Here is a 24865-nt window from a genome sequence, read left to right as displayed (position 1 = left end):
AGGTTGGCCACTACCGGGTGCGATGCACGTCACTCTTCGGCAAACGCCTCGCGCAGCAGCCCGGCGAAATTGCGGATCAACGGCGTCACACCCTCGCGGCGCCACGCCAGCTGCACTTCCGAATGCGCGCCGGCGTCGGCCAGCGGCACGAAGCGCGCACCCTCCACCCGGATGTGGTCGCACGACGAAGGCAGGATCGCCGCACCGAGGCCGGCTGCAGCCAGGCTGATCAACGTCGAAGCCTCACCGGCTTCCTGCACGATGCGCGGCGTGAAGCCCGCCGCAGCGCACAGCGCGATCATGTGGTCATGGATGCCCGCCCCGGCGCTGCGGCGGAACGCCACGAACGGTTCCTGCGCCAGATCACGCAACGCCAGCGTGCCGCCTTTCGACAGGCGACGCAGGGCAGGGTGGTCGGCGTGCACGATCAACGCCAGTGGATCGACGAACAGGCTGTGCGCCACCAGCTCGGCCGGCAGCCTGCGCTTGCGGATGATGCCCACGTCCAGTGAGCCATCGAGCAGCGCATCGATCTGCTGCAGGGTGTTCATCTCGCTCAGCTGCAACCGCACCTGCGGGTACTGCTGCCGGTACTGCAGGATCGAACGTGGAATCTGCGGCGACAACGGCGTAGCCCGGGTCAGGCCGATACGCAGCTCACCCTGCTCGCCCCGCTGCGCGCGCTGCACTTCATCCACTGCCGATTCCACCTGCTGCACGATGCCGCGCGCACGTTCCTGCAGCAGCTCTCCCGCAGGCGTCAGCTGCACACGTCGATGGCTGCGCACGAACAACCGCGCACCGATCAGCTCCTCCGGCTGCCGGATCTGCTGGCTGAGCGGCGGCTGTGACATCCCCAACCGCTCGGCCGCCTGGCCGAAGTGCAGGGTATCGGCAACGGCGAGGAAGTAGCGCAGGTGGCGCAGTTCGATGGACATGCATGCAGTCTATCCAGCCCGACCCCGCGAGTCCCCATCCACGCATGGCGTGGATCTACCGTGTCGACCAAGGTCGACACCCACCAACAGCAGCACAGAACGCCGTTCCGACAGCCGCGGGAACCTGTCGAAGGCGGGGTGGGTCCGGTTGCGGGGGTGTCCGCGGCATGGATGCCGCGGCCAAGCCCCCAGGGATGGGTTCACGGCGTCCCCCGCAACTGGACCCACCCCGCCATCCCACGGAATCCCCGCTGTTGCCGTTGATGTTGCCGTTGATGTTGCCGTTGCCGTTGCCGTTGCCGTTGCCGTTGATTCGGCAGGTGCAGGGCGCAGCCCTGCCGAACACCCCTCACCGTTCCGAATGTCCGCTCTGATCGTAATCGCGCGGACTGAACAACTCCGGCTGGATCAGCTCGACAAACGCCCGCGCCTGCGCCGACAGCGCCTTGCCGCGGCGCACGATCACCCCATAACTCCGCTCCGGGAACCAACGCTTCATCGAGCGTGCGGCCAACCGCTCGTGGTCGGCATCGTTCAGGCACAGCGCCGGCACGATGGAAATGCCCATGCCCATCGCCACGTACTGCTTGATCACTTCCCAGCCGCCCACTTCCAGCGCAACCGTGTAGGCGATGCGGTGGCGCTGGAACACCTGGTCCACCAGCCGGTAAGTGATCTGCCGCTTCGGCGGCAGCACCAGCGGGTAACGGGCGATGTCGGCCAGTTCCAGCTCGCCACCGCTGGCCAGCGGATGGTCATGCGGGGCGATCAGCACCTGTTCGAAACGGTAGGCCGGGGCGTAGCTGAGGTCGGCCGGCACATCGGTCATCGAGCCGATCGCCAGGTCGGCGGCATCCTCGCGCAACAGGTCGGTCCCGTCGGCACTGATGGCGTTGTGCAGGGTCAGGCGAACGTCGGGGTAGTGCTGGCGGAAGCGTTCGACGATCTTCGGCAGCAGGTACAGGATGGTCGAGCTGTTGGCGGCGATGTTCAGCTCGCCCGCGTCCAGCCCGCGCACCTTGTCGCGGAAGCGCGCTTCCAGGCCGTCCAGGCTTTCCACCAGCGGCTGCGCCATTTCATACAGCAGCTGGCCCTCGCGGCTGGGCACCAGGCGCCGGCCGCTACGCTCGAACAGCGGCACCCCCAACTCACGCTCCAGCGCCTGCAACTGCAGGCTGATGGCCGGTTGGCTGACGAAAAGCGCCTCAGCGGCCCGTGAGACCGAGCCTAGACGCACGGTCTGACAGAACGCGCGCAGCGGCTTCAGCCGATCGGATTTGTAGGAAAAACGGGGACTTGGCGAGGTGCGCGTGGTCATGGCGTCACAAGTATTAGCACAAATTATGTAAAGCATTGCAAAAACTGTTTTGCCAAATACAGGGCTGCGGCCGCACGGTGGAGTCGTTCCCCCACGCTGGAGTCTTCCCATGTCCGCCGTCGCTTCCGCTGTTCCTTCCACCGCTGCCAAGGCCACGCCGGGCATCGCCCTGGCGACCCAGGTGGCGGGCCAGGCCACCGTGCTGCCGGCGCCCTTGCTGGCCCTGCTGGTGTCCCTGCACCGGGCAGTGGAACCCGGCCGGCAGGCGCGGCTGCAGGCCCGCCGCGAGCGCCAGGCATTCTTCGACCAGGGCGGCTTGCCGGACTTCCGCCAGGACACCACCGCGATCCGCAGCGGTGACTGGACCGTGGCGCCGCTGCCGGCCGCGCTGCAGGACCGCCGCGTCGAGATCACCGGGCCGACCGACCCGAAGATGGTCATCAACGCGCTGAACTCCGGCGCCAAGGTGTTCATGGCCGACTTCGAGGATTCGACCTCGCCGACCTGGCGCAACCTGCTGGCCGGTCAGCAGTCGCTGGCTGCCGCGGTGCGCGGCGACCTGCAGTACACCGCACCGGCGTCCAACGGCAAGGCGGCCAAGCACTATGCGCTGCGCCCCTACGACGAGCAGGCGGTGCTGATCGTGCGTCCGCGCGGCTGGCACCTGGACGAAAAGCATGTGCGCGTCGATGGCCAGTTCCTCGCCGGCGGCCTGTTCGATGCGGCGGTGTTCGCCTTCCACAATGCGCGCGCGCTGCAGTCCAGGGATCGCGGCCCGTACTTCTACCTGCCCAAGCTGCAGAGCATGGAAGAGGCGGCGCTGTGGGAGACCGCGCTGTCGCACATCGAAGGCATGCTCGGCCTGCCGCACGGGCAGATCAAGGTGACCGTGCTGATCGAAACGCTGCCGGCAGTGTTCGAGATGGACGAGATCCTGCATGCCCTGCGCGATCGCATCGTCGGCCTCAACTGTGGGCGCTGGGATTACATCTTCTCGTACCTGAAGACCTTCCGCCGCCACGCTGACCGCGTGCTGCCCGAGCGCGGCCAGGTGACCATGACCCAGCCGTTCCTGAAGGCGTATTCGGAACTGCTGATTCAGACCTGCCATCGCCGCGGCGCACATGCGATGGGTGGCATGGCCGCGCAGATTCCGATCAACAACGATGCCGCCGCCAACGAGCAGGCGATGGCGCGGGTGCGTGCCGACAAGCTGCGCGAAGTGACCGCCGGGCACGATGGCACGTGGGTCGCGCACCCGGCGCTGATTCCGGTGGCGATGGCGATCTTCGACGAACACATGCCCACGCCCAACCAGCACCACGTGCTGCGCCAGGATGTGCGCGTGGGCCGCGATGAACTGATCGCGCGTCCGCCGGGCACGATCACCCGCGCCGGCTTCGAAGGCAATGTCGAAGTCTGCGTGCGCTACCTGGCCGCGTGGCTGGACGGCAACGGCTGCGTGCCGATCCACCACCTGATGGAGGACGCAGCGACCGCCGAGATCAGCCGCAGCCAGCTGTGGCAGTGGCTGCACACGCCGGGCCAGCAGCTGGACGACGGCACCGCGATTGATCTGGCACTGCTCGATACCACCCTGGCGCAGCTGCCGGCGCGCCTTGGCGATACCTCGGCGCTGCCCGGTGGCGGCCGCATCGAAGAAGCCATCACCCTGCTGGCCGAGCTGAGCCGCAGCAACGAACTGACCGATTTCCTGACCCTGCCGGCGTACGCGCGCATCGACTGATCGCTGCACGCCACTTTCCTCGCCGCTTCCTTCCCCGCTGCATCCGCACGAACCGAACTGGAGATAGACATGAGCACGCTGCCCACTGCCGAACAGATCCAGCACGACTGGGACACCAATCCGCGCTGGGAAGGCATCCAGCGCAACTACAGCGCCGCCGACGTGGTGCGCCTGCGCGGCACCGTCCATATCGAGCATTCGCTGGCCCGGCTGGGTGCGGAAAAGCTGTGGAAATCGCTGCATGAGCGCGACTTCGTCAACGCGCTCGGCGCGCTGACCGGCAACCAGGCCATGCAGCAGGTGAAGGCCGGGCTGAAGGCGATCTACCTGTCCGGTTGGCAGGTGGCGGCCGATGCCAACCTGGCCGGGCAGATGTACCCGGACCAGTCGCTGTATCCGGCCGATTCGGTGCCGGCGGTGGTCAAGCGCATCAACAACACGCTGCTGCGCGCCGACCAGCTGCACCATGCCGAAGGCAAGGATGACATCGACTTCCTGCAGCCGATCGTGGCCGATGCCGAAGCCGGTTTCGGCGGCGTGCTCAACGCCTTCGAACTGATGAAGGCGATGATCGAAGCCGGTGCGGCCGGCGTGCACTTCGAAGATCAGCTGGCTTCGGTGAAGAAGTGCGGGCACATGGGCGGCAAGGTGCTGGTGCCGACCCGCGAGGCGATCGAGAAGCTCAACGCCGCGCGACTGGCCGCCGACGTGCTGGGTGTGCCGACCCTGCTGGTGGCGCGTACCGATGCCGAAGCGGCCGATCTGCTGACCAGTGACATCGATGCGAACGACACCCCATTCGCCACCGGTGAGCGCACCGTGGAAGGCTTCTACAAGACCCGCAACGGTCTGGACCAGGCCATCAGCCGTGGCCTGGCGTACGCGCCCTATGCCGATCTGGTGTGGTGCGAGACCGGCAAGCCGGACCTGGAATTCGCCCGGAAATTCGCTGAGGCGATCCATGCGAAGTTCCCGGGCAAGCTGCTGGCCTACAACTGCTCGCCCAGCTTCAACTGGAAGAAGAATCTGGACGACGCCACCATCGCCAAGTTCCAGAAGGAGCTGGGCAGCTACGGCTACAAGTTCCAGTTCATCACCCTGGCCGGTTTCCATGCGCTGAACTACGGCATGTTCAACCTGGCCCATGGCTATGCGCGCCGGCAGATGAGCGCCTTCGTGGAGCTGCAGGAAGCCGAGTTCGAAGCGGCCGAGCGTGGCTTCACTGCAGTCAAGCACCAGCGCGAGGTCGGCACCGGCTACTTCGATGCGGTGACCCAGGCGATCCAGCAGGGGCAGTCCTCGACCACCGCGCTGACCGGTTCGACCGAGGAAGAGCAGTTCCACGGCGAGCGCAGCGAACGCGCCGCGTGATCCGGTAGGGCCGGCTGCTGGCCGGCAACCACACGGTGCTCCGGGCGCTGCGTGGCAGCCGGCCAGCAGCCGGCTCTACCGGGGCTGCGGATCCGATCAGGGTGGCCAGGGAAGGGCCAGACGACGCCGGCAGATCGGGGGATCTGCCGGCGTCGTTGTATCTGTGGCCGCTGCGACAATCGGCGTCGCGGCCACGCCAAGATATTGAAATGGCTTGCTTTCCCTCTGCCACCAATACGCGTGAATGGGGCATTTCCCTGTGGATGAGGCAGAGCGCTGCGTCTTCACAAAAATGAGAAGCGGCGCACAGTTTGATTCACTGATATGCTCCGCGGCTCACCAGGGGACGCTGGCGGCGGGTGCAGGGAATGACCGGCAGGGGTGCGGCCGAGAACATCGACACGACAACCGGTATCGCCAAGGTGGCGATGGCCGAGATCGTGCACGCGCTGCTCTCCGAAGAAGAGGTTGCCCTGTTCGCCCGGTTCGCCCAGCCCTGCAGGCTGCAGGCGGGCCAGTGGCTGTTCCATCGCGGCCACCGCGGCGAGTGCATGTACATCATCCTCGAAGGCCTGATCGAGCTGGATTTCGGCGAGGACCTGGTGCTCAAGACGCTCGGCCGGCATGAATTTTTCGGTGAGCTCGGCCTGTTGATGGGCGACCATCTGCGCAGCGCCAGCGCGCGGGTGATGGCCGACTGCCACGTGCTGGAACTGGGGCCGGCGGATTTCCATCGCCTGGTCGAGTCCGACCCGGGCCTGGTGGCCTACTTCCTGCGACGCACGATCCTGCGCGTGCTGACCAACGAGCAGGCCCTGATCAGCCAGCTGCGGCGGCGCAACCATGACCTGGAAGCTGCGCTGGACAACCTGTACATCACCACCCACCAGCTGACGCACACGCGTGAGCTGGTGCGCACCGACGAACTGACCGGCCTGCACAACCGCCGCGGCCTGGCCCTGTACCTGCAGGAATGCCGCACGCAGGAAGAAGGGCCCCCACAGGCCCTGCTGCTGATTGACTGTGACCGCTTCAAGCAGATCAACGACCGCCACGGCCACCAGGCCGGTGACCGGGTGCTGCAGAGCATGGGCAACATCCTGCGCTCGATGGCTGGTGAACATGACCTGGCCTGTCGCTTGGGCGGCGACGAGTTCTGCCTGATCCTGCGCCGGGCCAACGTCGAGATCGTGCAGCACGCCGCCGAGTTCATCCTGAGTGCGGTGCACGGCCTGCTCGAGCGCAGCCATGGCACCCCGCACGTGAGTCTGGCCAGCATCGGGGCCAGCCTGCTGGCCCCTGACGCGGACTGGAGCGAGTGGTACGCTCGCGCCGATCGTGCGCTGTACCAAGCCAAGCGCGCAGGCGGCAACTGCCTGCGGTGGACCGATGGTCCGGATGGACACTGAGCGGAGATCCAGGCGATGAATGGCGACAACGGAACGTCGGCCCCGCATAACGCCCAGCTGCGGGCGCTGCTGTTCACCGACCTGTGCGATTCGCTGCAGCTGGTGGAGCGTATCGGCGATGTCGCCGCCGCCGAATTCTTCCAGCAGCATGACCGTCTGGTCCTGGGGCTGCAGCAGCAGTGGAACGGCCAGCTGATCGATCGCTCCGATGGCTTGTTCGTTCTGTTCGAACGCCCCATCGATGGCATCGGTTTCGCCATTTCCTACCAGAATGCGGTCGACGCGATGGGCCACGAGCGCGGCATCGTGCTGCGCGCTCGCGCTGGTCTGCACGTGGGTGACGTGCTGCTGTGGGACAACAGTGCCGAGGCCGTTGCCCACGGCGCAAAGGCGGTGGAGGTCGAGGGCCTGGCCAAGCCGATGGCCGCGCGTTTGATGCAGCTGGCGTGGCCTGGGCAGGTGCTGCTGTCCTCAGCGGCCGAACAGATGGCGCGGCGGGCCGACAGCGAGTTGCCTTGGGCGGCGGACGAACTGCGTTGGAAGGACCATGGGCTTTGGCGCTTCAAGGGCATTGGCGAGCGCCAGCATGTGTTCGAAGTCGGCATCCGTGGCCGCGCGCCGCTGCGCCGGCCGCGTTCGGGCGACAAGGCCTGGCGGGATCTGCCGCTGTGGCGTCGCCCGGCTGCGCTGTTCACCGAGGCGACGCTGGCGGTGGCGCTGGCCGTGGTGATGTGGACGCTGCTGCGGCCGGCGCCGGCAATCGCATTCGCCGAGCGCGACTGGGTGATCCTGGCGGCGGTCAGCAACAGCACGGCCTATCCGCAGCTGGATTCCAGCCTGGAACAGGCGCTCTACATCAGCCTGGGGCAGTCGCGCTTCGTCAACATCCTCAGTGAACTGAAGGTGCGTGACACCCTGCAGTTGATGCAGCGCCCGGCCAATGCACGGCTGGACCGCGGCCTGGCGATCGAGGTTGCGCTGCGCGATGGCGCGCGTGCGGTGCTGATGCCCACCGTGCTCGAGCTCAACGGCAAGGTACGGGTGGGCGTGGAGGTGGTGGACCCACGCACTGGGCAGACGGTGTACACGCATTTCGCCGATGGCAACGGCCTGGATTCGATCCTGGCCTCCACCGATACCGTGGTGAAGGCACTGCGCAGCGACCTGGGTGAGGCGCTGCACGATGTCAGCCGCGAGCAGAAACCCCTGCCCACGGTGGCTACCGCCAATCTTGATGCGCTGCATGCCTACGCCAAAGGCAGCGATGCGCTGGCACAGGAGCGTTTCGATGAAGCGCTGCTGTTCTTCCAGCAGGCGACCCGCCTGGATCCCCAGTTCACCTTTGCCTACATCGGGCAGATGCGGCTGCAGTACGCCATGGGCAACGTGTCGGCGGCCGGCGAACTGTACCGTCAGGCGGTGTCGGGGCGCACGCGGTTGAGTGCGCGCGACCAGCTGTATCTGGACGCCTGGGGTGCGGACTTCAGTGGCGCTCCCCCGCAGCGCAGTGCGGAAAAGTGGCGGATGCTGACCCAGCTGTATCCGGATGATCCGGCCGGTTGGATGAATCACGCGATGGCCCTGTTTGCCTATGGCGACTATGACGGCGCGTTGGCCGACATGATGCCGCTGTTGGAACGCCATCAGACACATCGCGCGCTGGTCCTGTCCTTCGTTGGCCGCACCCAGCTTGCGCGTGGCGAGGTCAAGGCCGCCGTCGCTGCGTTCAAGGAAGCAGGCGCGTTGCCGAACTGGCACGGCGACATGCTGGAGGCGGTCGCGCTGCTGCTGGATGGCGAGGTACAGAAGGCGCACGAGCGCAGTGAAGCCATTACCTCTCGCGGGCTCGGCGCGCGCATGGAGTACGGCGGACTTCTCGCCCTGCAAGGTCGGGTCAACGATGCGGCCGCTGAGATGACGCAGGCCGTCGAGCAGTGCGCGAGTGTGCCGGAGCTGTGCGACATCCTGGCCCTGCAGTCACTGGCATGGACTGCACAGGCCGGCGGCAGCGGTTCCCGAGTGCAATACGCACGGTTGCTGGACCGTACCCTTGCGGCAGTCGATGAGGGAGTCGGTGCGGCACCGCGTCATCGGGCTTTCATTGCGCTGTCCGTGGCCTACCACCTGCAGCGCGCCGGCCTGGACGCCGAGCTGCGCTCCCGCCGGCCTGCACTGCAGGCGTTGGTTGAACGCAGCACCGACCCGCGGCTGCAGGAATTGTGGCTGCTGCTTCGCGCGCGTGGCGAACTGGACGCCGGCAATGCAGAGGCCGCTTCGGCACTGTTGAAGCCGCTGGCCAACGGCACGCTGTACCAGTGGCATGTACTGCAGCTGGATATCGATCGCGCGCTCGGCCGCGATCAGGCCGTGCAGCGCCGGGAGCGCTGGTTGCGCCAGCGCACGGGCATGGCCTTCGCCGAAGACGCCGGTGCCCTGGTCCTGCTGCCATTGAACGTGGCCGATGCGCGCCGGCTGGCCGATGCGGCCAGCGCGCAGCAGGCAGCAGGCGCACCCTGAGGGCGGATCAGTCCTGCAGCCCCTTCAGGCCGCTTTCGAACATGAAGGGCACCTTGAACGGTCCGGTCACGGCCAGGCGTTCGCTCAACAGCGCCGCCGCCCGGGCAAATTCTTCCTTGCCGCCCAGCGAGTCCAGCGGCGTGTTGCACGCACCAACGCTGTCAGCATCTGCGCCCAGCGCAATCAGTGCCTTTGCCGGGTCGGCAGCGAAGGCACTGCGGAAGGCATCGTCGCTAGAAAGATGCTTGAGCAGGGTCTGGACCACTTCGGGGGAGAGAGGAGCACGGGACATGGTTCACTACCGGCAGGGAGGGGAAAAAAACAGTATCGGCTGGACGCAGCGGGAATTGATGGTGCGTGTCGGCCACCACGCTATCATCGCCGGCCACCCACGCTTCCGGATGCGCATCGAATGAACTTCCGTCGCTGCAGGACGATGATCGTCGAACCGGTGGAGCGAGCGCATTTCGACCTGGATGCGCTGCTTGCCGGCGGCAGTGGCGTTGGCTTCGAACAATCCCTGCAGGTACGCGCCGCACATCTGCCGGCGCCATGCAGGGTCGACGCGGTCAGCTGCCTGTGGCTGCTCCAGTGCAGCGCGGAGCAGTGGCAGCCACTACCGGCAGAGCCGCAGGCACGGCAGCGTGTGCTGGCGCTGCTGGAGCAGGGGCTGCTGGTCAGCGACGATCCGGCGCATGCCGGGGCAGCAGCGGTCGAACAGCAGGTACGTGACAGCCAATGGTGGCCGCTATCGGCGCTGCACTACCAGCACTCGCGGTGGGATGGCGTGGACAGTGTCGGCGACATGGAGCGCAGCCAGCTGATGACCGCGCAGGACTTGGTGCGCAGCTTCGGCCCGCCGCCCGCCGAAGCGCCGGCCCGTCGGTCCGATGCGCGGCCCTTGCCGCGCTGCGATGACGACCCGATGCAGGCGCAGCTGCAGGCGCGTGCGACCTGCCGCAATTTCGACGATGCGCGCGCTGTGCCGTTGCCGATGCTGGCCCGGCTGCTGCAGCAGGTGCTGATGGCGCAGGCGCAGGTGGAAACCGAACCGGGGGTGCGCTTCCTGAAGAAGAACATTCCGTCGGCCGGCAGTCTGCATCCATTGGAAGCGTATGTGGTGGCGCGCAACGTGGAAGGGCTGCCACCGGGCCTCTACCACTACCATGCCACCGCACACGAACTGGGCCCGATAGCGGTACCGCCCGGCGACCTGCACAGCTTCTGCCAACGCCTGCTGGCGGGTCAGCACTGGTTCGCCAACGCGCCGGTGCAGCTGATCCTGGTATGCCGCTTCGAGCGCATGTTCTGGAAGTACCGCGGCCATGCCAAGGCCTATCGCGCGCTCACTCTGGATGCTGGCCACGTATCGCAGGCGATCTACAGCGCGGCAACCGCGCAGGGGCTGGGCGCATTCGTCACCGCAGCGATCAACGAGGCCGAGGCCGAGCGGGGGCTTGGCCTGCAGCCGATGGCCGAGGGCGTATTGGCGGTCTGTGGCGTTGGCTGGCGTGCAGCGGAGCGGGTGACGGCCGAACTGGACCCGCTTGGCCAGGTGTGGCCGGTCACGCGTTGATCGACAACGCGTGACCGGACGGCATCACGCCGCTTCGAAATCCACCAGCACCGCGCCATCGCCCACCTGGTCACCGGCCTTGGCGCGATAACCCTTCACCGTGCCATCGGCCGGTGCCTGCAGGGTGTGCTCCATCTTCATCGCTTCCAGCACCACCAGCGGCGTGCCGCGCTTCACCAGCGTGCCTGCCGCCACCAGCGTTGCCACGATCCTGCCGGGCATCGGTGCCAGCAGGCTGCCGGCGTCGGCGCTGCCCTGTTCCGATTCGCCCACCGGGTCGTGCAGGGTGAAGCGGTGCTGGCCATCGCTGCCGAACAGGTACAGCTGGTCGCCGTCGCGCTGCAGCTGCAACCGCCAGCGACGCGCGTCCAGCTGAACCGACAGGGTGTGGCCATCGGCATGGCCGACGACCTGCTTCGGCGCGGCGTCATCGCACTGCACATGCCAGCCATCGGCCGTGGCCCACACCTTCAGCGTGTGCGCCCGCTCTCCCTGCTGCAGCGGCACCACGCGTGCGGCAGGCGCGCCCAGCCGCCAGCCATCCTGTGCCTGCCACGGCGAATGTGGGTCGCGCGCGTCGGCGGCAGCGGCCGGTGTGCTCACTACGGCGGCGATCGCTGCCAGTTCCCACAGCGCCTGCTCACCGTCACCGGTCGCCGCCAGTGCGGCCTGCTCACGCTCGATCAGTGCGGTATCCAGCTTTGCGTGGGCGAACGAATCGGTGTGCAGCAGGCGGCGCAGGAAGCCGGCATTGGTGGTCACGCCCACCACCTGGCAGTCGGCCAGGGCCTGGCTCATGCGCCGCAGCGCGGCGTCGCGGTCCACGTCCCAGACGATCAGCTTGGCAATCATGGGATCGTAGTACGGGGTGATGCTGTCGCCTTCCTCCACACCGGTGTCCACCCGCACGTTCGCCGACGGGGTCGGCAGGCGCAGGCGGCGCAGGGTGCCGGTGGACGGCAGGAAGCCACGGTCGGCATCTTCGGCGTACAAGCGCGCTTCGAGCGCATGGCCGTGGATGGTCAGTTCGTCCTGGCGCTTGGGCAGCGGCTGGCCGGCTGCAACGCGCAGCTGCCATTCCACCAGGTCGGTACCGGTGATGAACTCGGTGACCGGATGTTCGACCTGCAGGCGGGTGTTCATTTCCATGAAGTAGAAATCGCCGTCCGGACCGGCGATGAACTCCACCGTGCCCGCACCGACGTAGCCCACCGCGCGCGCGGCATCGACGGCGGCCTTGCCCATCGCGGCGCGGCGGTCGGCGCTCATGCCCGGGGCCGGCGCTTCTTCCAGCACCTTCTGGTGGCGACGCTGCACCGAGCAGTCGCGCTCGAACAGATACACCGCCTCGCCATGACCACTGCCGAATACCTGGATCTCGATGTGGCGCGGGCGCTCGACATACTTCTCGACCAGCACGTGGTCGTTGCCGAACGCCGAGGCTGCCTCGCGCTGGCAGCTGGCCAGCGCATCGACGAAGTCCTCGCTGCGCTCGACCTTGCGCATGCCCTTGCCGCCGCCGCCGGCGCTGGCTTTGATCAGCACCGGGTAGCCGATGCCGTCGGCCTGGGTGCGCAGGAACTCCGGCGCCTGCTGGTCGCCGTGGTAGCCCGGCGTCAGCGGCACGCCGGCCCTGGCCATCAAGGCCTTGGCCGCGCTCTTGTCGCCCATCGCGCGGATCGCACTGGCGGGCGGACCGATGAAGGTGATCCCCGCCGCGACGCAGGCGTCAGCGAAATCGGCGTTCTCGGAGAGGAAGCCGTAGCCAGGATGGATGGCCTGCGCGCCGGTGCGGCGTGCGGCGTCGAGGATGGCATCGCTGCGCAGGTAGCTCTCGCGCGCAGCGGCCGGGCCGATGTGGATGGCCTCGTCGGCCAGGCGCACATGGCGTGCATTGCGGTCCGCATCGGAATACACCGCCACGGTGGCGATGCCGAGGCGACGGCAGGTGGCGATGACGCGGCAGGCGATCTCGCCGCGGTTGGCGATCAGGACTTTGCTGAACATGGCAACAGACTCGGTCATGGCACAGGTCACATGCGGAACACGCCGAAGCGCGTCTGCTGCGGGGGAGCGTTGAGGCTGGCCGACAGGGCCAGAGCCAGTACCCGGCGGGTATCGACCGGATCGATCACACCGTCGTCCCACAGGCGCGCACTGGCGTAATACGGGTGGCCCTGCTGTTCGAACTGGTCGCGGATCGGTGCCTTGAATGCATCCTCTTCCTCGCCCGGCCACTGCCCGCCCTTGGCCTCGATGCCATCACGCTTGACCGTGGCCAGCACGCTGGCCGCCTGTTCGCCGCCCATCACGCCGATGCGTGCGTTCGGCCACATCCACAGGAAGTTGGGCGAGTACGCGCGGCCACACATGCCGTAGTTGCCGGCACCGAACGAACCGCCGATCACCACGGTGAACTTGGGTACCTTGGCGCAGGCCACGGCCATCACCAGCTTGGCGCCGTCCTTGGCGATGCCGCCCTGCTCATACTTGCGGCCGACCATGAAGCCGGTGATGTTCTGCAGGAACACCAGCGGGATGTTGCGCTGGGTGCACAGCTCGATGAAGTGCGCGCCCTTCAGTGCGGACTCGGAAAACAGGATGCCGTTGTTGGCGATGATGCCGATCGGGTAGCCATGCAGATGGGCAAAGCCGGTGACCAGCGTTGCGCCATAGCGCGGCTTGAACTCGTCGAAGCGCGAACCGTCGACCAACCGCGCGATCACCTCACGCACGTCGTACGGCTTGCGCGTGTCGGCCGGGATCACCCCGTACAGTTCGTGCGCTGGCAGCAGCGGTTCTTCCACCGGCTGCAGCGCCATTGCTGCTTCGGGCTTGCGCCAGTTGAGCTGGGCGATGATCGCGCGTACCCGTGCCAGTGCCTGCAGGTCGTTGTCGGCCATGTGGTCGGCCACGCCGGAAATACGCGTATGCACGTCGGCACCGCCCAGCTCTTCGGCCGTCACCACTTCACCGGTGGCCGCCTTCACCAGCGGCGGGCCACCGAGGAAGATCGTGCCCTGCTCGCGCACGATCACCGTCTCGTCGCTCATCGCCGGCACATAGGCGCCACCGGCGGTGCAGCTGCCCATCACGCAGGCGATCTGCGGAATGCCCTGCGCGGAGAGATTGGCCTGGTTGTAGAAGATGCGGCCGAAATGGTCGCGGTCGGGGAACACCTCATCCTGCAACGGCAGGAAGGCGCCACCGGAATCGACCAGGTAGATGCACGGCAGGTGGTTCTGCTCGGCGATCTCCTGCGCGCGCAGATGCTTCTTCACCGTCACCGGGTAATAGGTGCCGCCCTTGACCGTGGCATCGTTGGCCACGATCACGCACTCCACGCCACTCACGCGGCCGATGCCGGCAACCACGCCGGCGGCGGGCACGGCATCGTCATACATGCCGTGCGCGGCCAGCGGCGCGATTTCCAGGAAGGCGCTGCCCGGGTCGAGCAGGGCATCGATGCGGTCGCGCACCAGCAGCTTGCCGCGTGCGGTGTGCTTGGCGCGCGCCGCTTCGCTGCCGCCCAGGGCGGTGCGGGCGAGGGTGGCGTGCAGGTCGTCGACTACGGCCTGCATCGCCGCGCGGTTGCTTTCAAACGTATCGCTGCCCGGTTGCAGCTGGCTGCCTAGGATGCTCATGGGGTGCCTTACAGGGTGCGCTGGAACAGTTCGCGACCGATCAGCATGCGGCGGATCTCCGAAGTGCCGGCGCCGATTTCATACAGCTTGGCGTCGCGCCACAAACGGCCGGTCGGGTATTCGTTGATGTAGCCGTTGCCGCCGAGGATCTGGATCGCCTGGCCGGTCAGCCAGGTCGCCTTCTCGGCGGCGTACAGGATCGCGCCGGCCGCATCCTGGCGGGTGGTGCGGCCCTGGTCGCAGGCGCGCGCCACCGCATACACATAGGCGCGGCAGGCACCCAGGCCCACGTACATGTCGGCGATCTTGGCCTGGATCAGCTGGAAACTGCCGATCGGTTCACCGAACTGGTGGCGTTCGTGCACATACGGCATCACCACGTCCATCGCGGCGGCCATCAGGCCCAGCGGGCCGCCGGACAGCACCACGCGCTCGTAGTCCAGGCCGGACATCAGCACGCGTACACCGCCGCCGACCGCACCCAGCACGTTCTCTTCGGGAATCTCACAGTCCTGGAACACCAGTTCGCAGGTGGGCGAGGAGCGCATGCCCAGCTTGTCCAGCTTCTGCGCGGTGGAGAAACCCTTCATGCCCTTCTCGACCAGGAAGGCGGTGATGCCCTTGGCACCGGCCTCGACATCGGTCTTGGCGTAGACCACCAGCACGTCGGCGTCGGGGCCGTTGGTGATCCACATCTTGTTGCCGTTGAGCACGTAGCGGTCACCACGCTTGTCTGCGCGCAGCTTCATCGACACCACGTCCGAACCCGCGCCCGGTTCGCTCATCGCCAGCGCACCGATCTTGGCGCCGCTGCACAGGTCCGGCAGGAAACGCTGCTTCTGCGCCTCGGTGCCGTTCTTGCGCAGCTGGTTCACGCACAGGTTCGAATGCGCACCGTAGGACAGGCCGATGCCACCGGAAGCACGCGAGACTTCTTCCATCGCCACCACGTGGGCCAGGTAGCCCATGCCGGTGCCGCCGTATTCTTCTTCCACGGTCAGGCCCAGCAGGCCCTGCTCGCCCAGCTTGGGCCATAGTGCCAACGGGAACTGGTTGGTCGCATCGGTCTCGGCCGCGAGCGGCGCGATCTCGGCAGCGGCAAAATGGGCCACGCTCTGGCGCAGCAGGTCGATATCTTCGCCGAGGTCGAAGTTCAGGGATGGCACGTGCATTGCGATGGCTCCACGAGGGAAGGTGGGGAATGGACGCACCCGGAAGGGGGAAGCGGGCAGCTGTTCACAGCAGCAGCCCGCGCGGGCGATTGGACCCCAGCGTAGCGGGGTTCGGGTAAGAAGTGAATACAAATTCAAAAATTGAAACCAGACTCAGAACATGGCCTATAAACGCTCAGCATTGATGGAAGAACGCCTGGCCGGGGCCCGTGAACGGATCCTGCTGGCCACCCGCGAACTGGTCGCCACCGGCGGCTGGCGCAACGCGCCGGTAACGGCCGTGGCAACCCAGGCCGGGGTCTCCACCGGCTTGATCTACCGCCACTTCCCGTCCAAGGCCGAGCTGTTCGTGGAAGTGCTCAACGCCGCCGTGGCCCACGAGGTGGCGATCATGGAACGCATCGCCAGTGCGCCGGAGCCGGCCAGCGTGCGCCTGCGCCAGGCCATCACCGCCTTTGTCCGCCGAGCCCTGGCTGGCCCTGGCCTGGCCCACGCCTTCATCGTCGAGCCGGTGGACCCGGACGTGGAAGCCGAGCGCATGCGCGGCCGCCGTGCCTTCGGTGATGTGTTCCTGCGCCTGGTGGAAGAGGGTGTGGCGGCCGGTGAACTGCCGGCGCAGGACGCGCACGCTGCCGCCGCTTGCCTGGTGGGTGCCTTCACCGAAGCGATGGTCGGCCCGACCGCGCCCAGCCGCGAAGCGCATCGCGACGAGGACGCACTGGTCGAGGCCATCTGCAGTTTCTGCCTGCGGGCTGTTGGCGCAGGGTGATGCCGCTGTTGCGGGTGCCGGGCGACTTCTGCCGCGCTTCGCGCTCGCCGGGCGCGGCCCGGCGCTACCCGCATGCGGCCACGGCCGCATGCTGCGCCGCACCAGCCCTGACGCCTGTTGTCGGGCGCGGCGTGCGTTCTATACTCGGCCCATCACGCAGTCGCTCAGCCGTGGTCCAACGACTATCAGCCAGGGGTAACGAAGAGTGCGGAATTACGATCTGGAGTTCCTGAAACGCTTCTCCATGGTGATCGCGCTGTTGATGGCCATCACCCTCGGTCTGATCCTCCTGGCCGCGTTCATCCACACCCGGATTCCGCCCGAGGTGTCGCCTACCGCCGCCAAACGCACCGAACAGCGCATTTCGCCCACCGGCGCGGTGTACGCCGGCAGCACCGGCGCGGCCGCGCAGGCTGCGGCGCATGCCGCTACGCTGGCCAAGGCCGCCTCGCAGGTGGCCTACGGCGGTACCAAGGACGGCAAGGTGATCTTCGACAACCTGTGCACCGCCTGCCATACCACCGGCGTGGGCATGGCGCCGACGCTGGACCACTCGCACTGGGACAAGCGCCTGGCGCAGGGCAAGGACACCCTCTACAAGCACGCCATCGAGGGCTACACCGGCCCCGACGGCGGCATCATGCCGCCCAAGGGTGGCAACCCGGCGCTCACCGAGGAGCAGATCCACGCCACCGTGGACTGGATGCTGGGCAATCTGAAATAGCGCGCGGCCGCATCCACGCATGGCGTGGATCTACTACGGATACGCGTGCCCGCTCAGGTGGCCGGCACTCCCTTTGCTCACCAAGGCCGAAACCCCGCTGCGCAGGCGGGGTTTCGCATTTCAGAGTTAGTCTGTGCGCCTCTTCCGTGGAGTCGTCTGTCGATGCGTCGCCGTTCCCTCGCCCTTGCCCTGTCCCTGCTGCTGCCGGCATCCGCTTTCGCCCAGGCCCAGCCGCAGGTTGCGCCGACCCCGGCGCCCGCGCCGCGCAGCCCGGCCACCGTCCCCCTGACCGCCGCGCCGGCCGACTGGCGTGCACTGGAGGGCCAGCACGTGCGCATCGCCGCGCCGCTCACCCTGGCCGGCACCGATGGCCTGGAACGCTTCGGCCAGCTCACCGTCGCCTTCGATGGCCGCCTGTGGCAGCCGACGGAAGTGGCCGTGCCCGGCAGTGCCGGTATCGAACAGGTGATGGCCGACAACCAGCGCCGTCGCTTGGTGCTGGACGACGGCAGCGATGCACGTGACCCGGCCAGCGTCGCCTATCTGCCGGGCAACCCGGTGCTGCGTACCGGCATGCAGCTGCGCAACGTGGAAGGCACCGTGCGTGTGGATGCACAGGGCCGCCCCAGCCTGCAGGTCGACGGCACATTGAAGCTGCCGGAACTACAGCGGCCGGCCGTGCCGAGCGTGCCCGGCAGCCTGCATATCGCCGCCTTCAACCTGGAGAACTTCTTCAATGGTGACGGCCAGGGCGGTGGATTCCCGACCCTGCGCGGCGCGCGCACGCTGGACGAGCACAAGGCGCAGGTCGGCAAGCTGGTCGCCACCGTCAACGCGCTGGGCGCCGATATCGCCGCGCTGATGGAACTGGAGAACGACGGCTACGGCCCGCAGTCGGCCATCGCTGAACTGGTAAACGCACTCAACGCCGGTCTCGCGGCCGACAAGCAGTGGGCGTTCGTCGATGCCGGTGAAGGCCCCGGCAGCAATCCGATCCGCGTCGGCATCATCTACCGCAAGAGCGAATTCAAGCCGCTCGGCAAGCCGCTGACCAAGCTCGACGGTCCCTTCGTCGAGCACAGCCGTGCGCCGCTGGCGCAGGCTTTCCAGGGCAAGGGCGCACCGTTCATGGTGGTCGCCAACCACTTCAAGTCCAAGGGCTGCCGCGAGGCCAGCGGCGCCGACGCCGACCGCAATGACGGGCAGGGCTGCTGGAACGCCACGCGTGTGGAATCGGCCAGGCAGCTCAACACCTGGGTGCAGGCCGAAGCCGCGCGCATGAAGGTGACGGACGTGGTGCTGATGGGCGACTTCAACGCCTACGCCATGGAAGATCCGATCCGCACCCTGCACGACCTGGGCTGGCAGGATGCCTTCAAGGTAGCGAAGGTCGAACAGCCCTACAGCTACGTCTACAACGGCTATACCGGCCGCCTCGATCACGCGCTGCTCAGCCCGACGATGGCCAAGCGCCTGCGTGGCGCTGCCGAGTGGCACAGCAACGCCGACGAGCAGGACGCCAGCGGCTACCAGGGCCGCAATGTGCAGGGCCCATGGCGCAGCTCCGACCACGACCCGCTGTTGCTGGGCTTCGACAGATAACCCGGCGCCGGGAATCTGCCTGGGTGGGTGCGGACCTTGGCCCGCACTGACCCTGCTGCTGCTTTTGATCTTCCCGTCCGCCTTCAAGCGAGCCGAGCATCGCAGGGGAATCAGGGGCGAAGAGGCGCCGATGTCTGAGCGCAGCGAGTTTGGCGCCGTCCCCTGATTCCCCGAGAAGCGCAGGGTACCGGTGCACAGCACCGGCTCGTGGTCGGCGGAGCGTTTCTTTGGTTACTTTCTTTGCGCGCAAAGAAAGTGACACCTCTCCGCGGTTGCGGAAACGATTCGCCGGGGATGGCGCGGCGCTACCGATGTCTTACCCCCAGGCGATCAAACCAATCGCCAGCACCGCCAGCGCCAGGCCGGCACGGTTCCAGCGCGTGGTCGCTTCGCCGAAGGCGAACACGCCCACCAGCGCACCCAGCACCACCACGCCGATGTTCATGCCGGCGAACACGGTGGCCGGGCTTTCCGGCATCGACTGGTGCGCATGTACGTAGAACAGGATGTTGCCGCCGTTGAGCAGGCCCAGCAGCGCGCCGGCACCGAGGTTGCGCCAGGCCAGACGGCTGCGCCCACTGAAATGCCGCCACAGCTGCAGCACCAGCATCAGTACGAAGGCCACGCTGAAACTGGCCAGCACCGCCGCCATCGACGGCGTGCCCGACAGCGCCACCTGCTTCAGCAGCACATCCACCACTGCAAAGCCGGCCCACACGCCCAGCAGCCAGCCCCAGCCACCGGCGGAAGCGGCCACTGCCGGGCCGCGTGGACGCAGGCTGATGGCCACCATCGCCAGCAGGCCCAGGCCCAGCCCGACCAGCTTCCACGGCGTGGCGGTCTGCCCGAAGAACAGGAATGCCGCTGCCAGCGACAGCAGCAGCGACAAGCGCTGTGCCACGTCGCTGCGGACGATGCCGGCCACCGCTACCGCGCGGCCGAGTACCAGGAAGATCGAGGGCAGCACCACCGCCAGCGCCAGCAGCGAAACCCACGGTGCGTGCGGTGCGCGCAAGGCGTCCAGCGGCGGCTGCAGCACCACCGCCGTCATCGTCGCGGCGACCAGATAGTTCCAGGTCACCATCTGCGCAATATCCAGCTGGCGACGGCCAGCCAGCTTCAACAACACCGAAACCAGCACACTGCAGATCACGGCCAGGGACAGGTAGAGCATGGGGCGGGCACAGGGCAGCGGCGGGGGACGCTATCATGGTGCCATGCACAAGCCCTCGTTCCCCGTCGCCCCCGGCGAAACCGCCTGCATCTCACTGGAAGGCCCGGTTGGCCCGCTGGAAGTGCTCATCGACCTGCCCAAGGCCGATGTGCCGGTGCAGCCGATCGTGGCCATCATCTGCCATCCGCTGTCCACCGAAGGTGGCACCCTGCACAACAAGGTGGTCACCATGACCGCCACCACCCTGCGTGAGCTGGGCATCGCCACGGTGCGCTTCAACTTCCGCAGCGTCGGTGGTTCTGCCGGAGAATTCGACCACGGCGTGGGTGAGCAGGAAGACCTGAAGGCCGTTACCGCCTGGGTCCGCCAGCAGCGTCCCGACGACCGCCTGTGGCTGGCGGGCTTCAGCTTCGGCGCGTTCGTTTCGCTGAAGGCCGCCGCCGAACTGCAGCCCGAAGCGCTGATCTCGATCGCGCCGCCGGCAGGCCGTTGGGACTTCGGCGGCATCGCGCCGCCGGCGCGCTGGCTGGTGATCCAGGGCGAGCAGGATGAAATCGTCGACCCGCAGGCTGTCTACCAGTGGCTGGACACCCTCGATGCGGCGCATGAGCTGGTGCGCATGCCGGACACCAGCCACTTCTTCCACCGCAAGCTGATCGACCTGCGTGGCGCGCTCACCCACGGCGTCAAGCATTGGCTGGGCACGGCGGCATGAGCGAGGTGGAACTGACCCCGACGCAGCGCTACGCGGCCGGGGTGGAACGCGGCGATTGGCAGAACGACCCGGCCCAGCATGCGGCCCTGGCCGAGCTGGACCGGATCCACCTGGCCTTGGTGGACAGCGCCGAGGATGGCTGGCTGGACCGCCTGTCCTCGTTCTGGAAGAAACCCGAGCCGGTCAAGGGCCTGTACTTCTGGGGCGGCGTTGGCCGCGGCAAGACCTTCCTGGTCGACCTGTTCTACGACGGCCTGCCGATCAAGCAGAAGTACCGCACCCACTTCCATCGCTTCATGCGCAGCGTCCACGAGCGCCTGCGCGAGCACCAGGGCCAGAGCGACCCGCTGGCGAAGATCGCCCAGGAATGGCGCAGCAACCTGCGCGTGCTGGTACTGGACGAATTCTTCGTCACCGACATCGGCGATGCCATGCTGCTGGCGCGCCTGCTGGAGCGGATGTTCGCCGAAGGCGTGACCCTGGTCACCACCTCCAACACGGCGGTGGAAAACCTGTACCTCAACGGCCTGCAGCGCGAGAGCTTCATGCCGGCCATCGGCCTGCTGCAGCGCTATTGCGTGGAACTGTACGCCGAGGGCACCGAGGACTACCGGATGCGCGCGCTGACCCGTTCGCCGGTGTACCGCGCGCCGTTGGCCGCTGACAGCGACAGCTGGCTGGCCACGCGCTGGGGCGAACTGAGTGGTGGCCAACCGGCCAAGGCCGGCAACATCGAGATCGAGAGCCGCAAGATCCCGGTGCGCGCGCGTGGCAAGAGCATTGCCTGGTTCGACTTCGCCGCCCTGTGTGAAGGCCCGCGTGGGCCGTCGGATTACATCGAGATCGCGCACGAGTTCAACACCGTGCTGCTGGGCGGCATTCCGGCCTTCGATCGCCTGAACGAGGATGCCGCGCGCCGCTTCGTCAACCTGATCGACGAACTGTACGACCGCCACGTCAACCTGGTCTGTACCGCCAGTACTTCACCGGTCGAGCTTTACACCGGTACCCGCCTGCAGGGCGCGTTCGAGCGTACGGCCTCGCGCCTGATCGAAATGCAGAGCGCCGAGTACCTGGGTACCCCGCACCGCGCGTGAGGGGTAGTGCCGGCCGCTGGCCGGCATCCGCACGATGCATCCGGGCCCATGGGCTGCCGGCCGGCGGCCGGCACTACCCGGTGCCGCCCGTCCACCGGCCGCCCACTGGCTGCCCACCACCTATCCACAGACTTGTCCCTCGCCTGCATGGCCCTGTCATGTGAAGCTGTCATTGTTCCGCTGGTGGGGTGCTGATTACCGCCACCACGACGCTTTTCGGGCTTGACTGCGCAGCCCGATCCAGCAGGTGCAAAGCGTCCAAAGCGGGCGCCGATGGCACGATCCTTGCGGCGCAAGGGATTGCCGAATTTCACTACATTTGGCGTTGACGGACCCAACTACCCCCACTATCTTGTGGCTGTCGGTTGTGGGGACCCCAAGCCGCCGGGTCCATGGAAGGGATCACCGGAGCCTCCGGTGATACGCCCTCCATGCCCGCAGCGGCACCGGTCAGCACTGCCAGCAGCAGCCACAGGCGCAGGTCTCAATTCCTGCGACACCGGTCTGCCACCCTGGGGTGTCACGTCCCGGGCCGCGTCATCCGATGCACCGAGCCACCATCCATCACGCCAAGAGGACACACGCCGTGACCACCGAGACCAGCGCCACCATCGAGAAGGAAAGCGAGTTCCTGCTGACGTCGCCGCCGACGTCCAACGCGATGAGTGTGACCAAGCGCAATGGCACGACCGAACTGGTGGATCTGAACAAGATCGTCCGCGCGGTGCAGCGTTCCTCTGAAGGCCTGCACGCCGTCGATCCGATGCGCGTGGCCACCCGCACCATTTCCGGCCTGTACAACGGCGCCACCACCCAGGAGCTGGACGAACTGTCCATCCGCACCGCGGCGCTGCTGATCGGCGAAGAACCCGAGTACGGCCGCCTGGCCGCGCGCCTGCTGGCCAACTTCATCGCCAAGGAAGTGTCCAACCAGGAAATCCACGCGTTCTCGCAGTCGGTGGGTCGTGGCCACGAAGTGGGCCTGATCAACGACCGCCTGCTGAACTTCGTGCAGACCAACGCACGCAAGCTCAACGATGCCATCGACATCTCGCTCGACCTGAACTTCGATTACTTCGGCCTGCGTACCCTGTACGACCGCTACCTGCTGCGCCATCCGCACACCCGCAAGGTGATCGAGACCCCGCAGCAGTTCTTCCTGCGCATCGCCAGCGCGCTGAGCGAGGACGTGCCGGAAACCCTGGCGCTGTACAAGCGCATGGGCAACCTGGACTACCTGCCGTCCAGCCCGACCCTGTTCAACTCCGGCACCACCCACGAGCAGCTGTCCTCGTGCTTCCTGCTGGACTCGCCGCAGGATTCGCTGGAATCGATCTACTCCAAGTACGGCGACATCGCCCAGCTGTCCAAGTTCTCCGGCGGCATCGGCGTCAGCTACACCCGCGTGCGTTCGCGTGGCTCGCTGATCAAGTCGACCAACGGCCATTCCAACGGCATCGTGCCGTGGCTGAAGACCATGGATTCGTCGGTGGCTGCGGTGAACCAGGGCGGCAAGCGCAAGGGCGCGGCCTGTGTGTACCTGGAGACCTGGCACGCCGATATCGAGGACTTCCTCGAGCTGCGTGACAACACCGGCGACGAATCGCGCCGTGCGCACAACCTGAACCTGGCCAACTGGATCCCGGACCTGTTCATGAAGCGTGTCGAGTCGGACCAGGAATGGTCGCTGTTCGATCCGCGCGTGGTGCCCGAGTTCACCGACCTGTTCGGTGAAGCCTTCGAGGCTGCCTACCTGCAGGCCGAGGCACAGGGCAAGGCCAACCGCACCATCTCCGCACGCAAGCTGTACTCGCGGATGATGCGCACCCTGGCCGAGACCGGCAACGGCTGGATGACCTTCAAGGACAAGTGCAACCGCGCCAGCAACCAGACCCTGCGCGCCGGCAACGTGATCCACCTGTCCAACCTGTGCACCGAGATCCTGGAAGTCACCTCGGCCGAAGAGACCGCGGTGTGCAACCTGGGTTCGATCAACCTCGGCAACCACTTCGACGGCAACGGCGAGTTCGATTTCGACAAGCTGGCCGACACCGTGCGCCTGGCCGTGCGCCAGCTGGACCGCGTGATCGACCTGAACTTCTACCCGATCGAATCGGCACGTCGCGGCAACCTGCGCTGGCGTCCGGTCGGCCTGGGCTGCATGGGCCTGCAGGACGTGTTCTTCCGCAAGCGCCTGCCGTTCGATGGTGCCGAAGCCCGCGCGCTGTCGAAGAAGATTGCCGAGACCATCTACTTCCACGCGCTGGAAACCTCGGTGGAACTGGCCCAGGAACGCGGCAAGCACCCGTCCTTCGCCGACACCCGTGCGGCCAGCGGCGAGCTGCAGTTCGATGCCTGGAACGTGGTGCCGGAAGATGCCGCTCGCTGGGACGCCCTGCGTGAGCGCATCAAGGAACACGGCCTGCGCAACTCGCTGATGATCGCGATTGCCCCGACCGCCACCATCGCCTCCATCGCCGGCTGCTACGAGTGCGTGGAACCGCAGGTGTCCAACCTGTTCAAGCGCGAGACCCTGTCCGGTGACTTCCTGCAGGTGAACCGTTACCTGGTGAACGAGCTGAAGAAGCTGGGCCACTGGACCCCGGAAATGCGCGATGCGATCAAGCTGGCCGACGGCTCGATCCAGGCCATCACCCAGATCCCGGAAACGCTGCGCCACGTCTATCGCACCGCGTGGGAGCTGCCGATGCGTTCGCTGATCGACATGGCCGCCGATCGTGGTGCCTTCATCGACCAGTCCGCCTCGCTCAACCTGTTCATGGAAAGCCCGAGCATCGGCGCGATGTCGTCCATGTACATGTACGCCTGGAAGCAGGGCATCAAGACCACCTACTACCTGCGTTCGCGTCCGGCCACCAAGATCGCCAAGACCACCGTCAGCCACGTGGCCACCGCCGGCCCGGAGAAGGTGTTCAGCCCGGAAGAGGCCATCGCCTGCTCGCTGGAGAACCCGGAAGCCTGCGAGGCCTGCCAGTAAGACGCGCCGTGCCGGCGATCGCCGGCACCTCATACCTGTAGAGCCGAGCCATGCTCGGCTGCAGAGAGACACCCACGGTAGCGCCGGGCCATGC

19 protein-coding genes are annotated in these 24865 nt (G+C 66.9%); 12 read left to right on the top strand and 7 right to left on the bottom strand.

What is annotated here, in order from left to right; translation table 11 throughout:
• Positions 1–29 precede the first annotated feature (29 nt).
• Both HFK18_RS03870 and HFK18_RS03865 read right to left on the bottom strand, forming a co-directional pair.
• Positions 30–938 (bottom strand): LysR family transcriptional regulator, encoded by a 909-nt coding sequence (locus HFK18_RS03870; protein ID WP_180164508.1) that lies wholly within the window; start codon positions 936–938, stop codon positions 30–32.
• A gap of 349 nt (positions 939–1287) precedes the next feature.
• Positions 1288–2256 (bottom strand): LysR family transcriptional regulator, encoded by a 969-nt coding sequence (locus HFK18_RS03865; RefSeq protein WP_099819576.1) that lies wholly within the window; start codon positions 2254–2256, stop codon positions 1288–1290.
• Positions 2257–2365: 109 nt separating this feature from the next.
• Between HFK18_RS03865 and aceB the strand changes: the two genes are divergently transcribed.
• The 4 genes from aceB (at position 2366) to HFK18_RS03845 (ending at position 9300) form a co-directional block, all read left to right on the top strand.
• Positions 2366–4003, top strand: coding sequence for a malate synthase A (aceB, locus tag HFK18_RS03860; protein ID WP_180164506.1), 1638 nt, complete (start codon positions 2366–2368; stop codon positions 4001–4003).
• Between the two features lie 69 nt (positions 4004–4072).
• Positions 4073–5374 carry an isocitrate lyase gene (gene aceA, locus HFK18_RS03855; protein ID WP_180164504.1) on the top strand — a complete coding sequence of 434 codons (1302 nt, stop codon included), beginning with the start codon at positions 4073–4075 and terminating at the stop codon, positions 5372–5374.
• Positions 5375–5742: 368 nt separating this feature from the next.
• Positions 5743–6783, top strand: coding sequence for a GGDEF domain-containing protein (locus HFK18_RS03850; RefSeq protein ID WP_180164502.1), 1041 nt, complete (start codon positions 5743–5745; stop codon positions 6781–6783).
• Between the two features lie 15 nt (positions 6784–6798).
• The gene (locus HFK18_RS03845; RefSeq protein WP_180164500.1) at positions 6799–9300 is read left to right on the top strand and encodes a putative peptide modification system cyclase; all 2502 of its coding nucleotides are present in this window, start codon (positions 6799–6801) and stop codon (positions 9298–9300) included.
• Positions 9301–9307: 7 nt separating this feature from the next.
• Here the strand turns inward: HFK18_RS03845 and HFK18_RS03840 are convergent, their stop codons facing one another.
• The gene (locus tag HFK18_RS03840) at positions 9308–9592 is read right to left on the bottom strand and encodes an NHLP-related RiPP peptide (protein WP_180164498.1); all 285 of its coding nucleotides are present in this window, start codon (positions 9590–9592) and stop codon (positions 9308–9310) included.
• Between HFK18_RS03840 and HFK18_RS21750 the strand changes: the two genes are divergently transcribed.
• Both HFK18_RS21750 and HFK18_RS03835 read left to right on the top strand, forming a co-directional pair.
• Positions 9591–9716 (top strand): hypothetical protein, encoded by a 126-nt coding sequence (locus HFK18_RS21750; protein WP_257216062.1) that lies wholly within the window; start codon positions 9591–9593, stop codon positions 9714–9716. The two genes, HFK18_RS03840 and HFK18_RS21750, sit on opposite strands and share 2 nt — an antisense overlap.
• The gene (locus HFK18_RS03835; protein WP_180164496.1) at positions 9713–10876 is read left to right on the top strand and encodes a putative peptide maturation dehydrogenase; all 1164 of its coding nucleotides are present in this window, start codon (positions 9713–9715) and stop codon (positions 10874–10876) included. Before HFK18_RS21750 ends, HFK18_RS03835 begins: the two co-directional genes overlap by 4 nt.
• Positions 10877–10900: 24 nt before the next feature.
• Here HFK18_RS03835 and HFK18_RS03830 read toward each other — a convergent pair whose 3' ends face one another.
• Genes HFK18_RS03830 through HFK18_RS03820 form a run of 3 tightly spaced genes read right to left on the bottom strand, consistent with a single transcriptional unit; the run spans position 10901 to position 15692 of the window.
• Positions 10901–12883, bottom strand: a complete 1983-nt coding sequence (locus HFK18_RS03830) for an acetyl/propionyl/methylcrotonyl-CoA carboxylase subunit alpha (RefSeq protein WP_180164494.1) — start codon at positions 12881–12883, stop codon at positions 10901–10903.
• Positions 12884–12909: 26 nt separating this feature from the next.
• Entirely contained in the window at positions 12910–14520 is a 1611-nt protein-coding gene (locus HFK18_RS03825) for a carboxyl transferase domain-containing protein (RefSeq protein WP_180164492.1), read from the bottom strand.
• Positions 14521–14528: 8 nt separating this feature from the next.
• The gene (locus tag HFK18_RS03820; protein WP_089241527.1) at positions 14529–15692 is read right to left on the bottom strand and encodes an isovaleryl-CoA dehydrogenase; all 1164 of its coding nucleotides are present in this window, start codon (positions 15690–15692) and stop codon (positions 14529–14531) included.
• 160 nt (positions 15693–15852) lie between these two features.
• On the opposite strand from HFK18_RS03820, the gene HFK18_RS03815 reads away from it, so the two are divergent.
• The 3 genes from HFK18_RS03815 to HFK18_RS03805 all read left to right on the top strand — a co-directional run bounded on the left by HFK18_RS03815 (position 15853) and on the right by HFK18_RS03805 (position 18787).
• Positions 15853–16461: a TetR/AcrR family transcriptional regulator gene (locus HFK18_RS03815; RefSeq protein WP_089241525.1), complete on the top strand. Its 609-nt coding sequence runs from the start codon at positions 15853–15855 to the stop codon at positions 16459–16461.
• A gap of 205 nt (positions 16462–16666) precedes the next feature.
• Positions 16667–17185, top strand: a complete 519-nt coding sequence (locus HFK18_RS03810; RefSeq protein WP_180164490.1) for a c-type cytochrome — start codon at positions 16667–16669, stop codon at positions 17183–17185.
• A 162-nt stretch (positions 17186–17347) separates the two neighbouring features.
• Positions 17348–18787, top strand: coding sequence for an ExeM/NucH family extracellular endonuclease (locus tag HFK18_RS03805; protein ID WP_180164488.1), 1440 nt, complete (start codon positions 17348–17350; stop codon positions 18785–18787).
• Between the two features lie 316 nt (positions 18788–19103).
• On the opposite strand, the gene HFK18_RS03800 is transcribed toward HFK18_RS03805, so the two are convergent.
• The gene (locus HFK18_RS03800) at positions 19104–19961 is read right to left on the bottom strand and encodes an EamA/RhaT family transporter (RefSeq protein WP_180164486.1); all 858 of its coding nucleotides are present in this window, start codon (positions 19959–19961) and stop codon (positions 19104–19106) included.
• A gap of 43 nt (positions 19962–20004) precedes the next feature.
• Here HFK18_RS03800 and HFK18_RS03795 point away from each other — a divergent pair, with 43 nt between their 5' ends.
• The 3 genes from HFK18_RS03795 to HFK18_RS03785 all read left to right on the top strand — a co-directional run bounded on the left by HFK18_RS03795 (position 20005) and on the right by HFK18_RS03785 (position 24771).
• On the top strand, positions 20005–20676 hold the full coding sequence (locus HFK18_RS03795) for a CocE/NonD family hydrolase (RefSeq protein WP_180164484.1): 672 nt from the start codon (positions 20005–20007) through the stop codon (positions 20674–20676).
• Entirely contained in the window at positions 20673–21773 is a 1101-nt protein-coding gene (gene zapE / locus HFK18_RS03790; protein WP_089241515.1) for a cell division protein ZapE, read from the top strand. Before HFK18_RS03795 ends, zapE begins: the two co-directional genes overlap by 4 nt.
• Positions 21774–22359: 586 nt before the next feature.
• Positions 22360–24771, top strand: coding sequence for a ribonucleoside-diphosphate reductase subunit alpha (locus tag HFK18_RS03785; protein WP_100461879.1), 2412 nt, complete (start codon positions 22360–22362; stop codon positions 24769–24771).
• Positions 24772–24865: the final 94 nt, after the last annotated feature.

It is taken from the genome of Stenotrophomonas sp. SbOxS2 (genome assembly GCF_013416715.1).
GTDB classification, from domain to species: Bacteria; Pseudomonadota; Gammaproteobacteria; order Xanthomonadales; family Xanthomonadaceae; genus Stenotrophomonas; species Stenotrophomonas lactitubi.
Note: the sequence above shows the minus strand (reverse complement) of the source record. Positions and strands in the feature narration are given on the sequence as shown.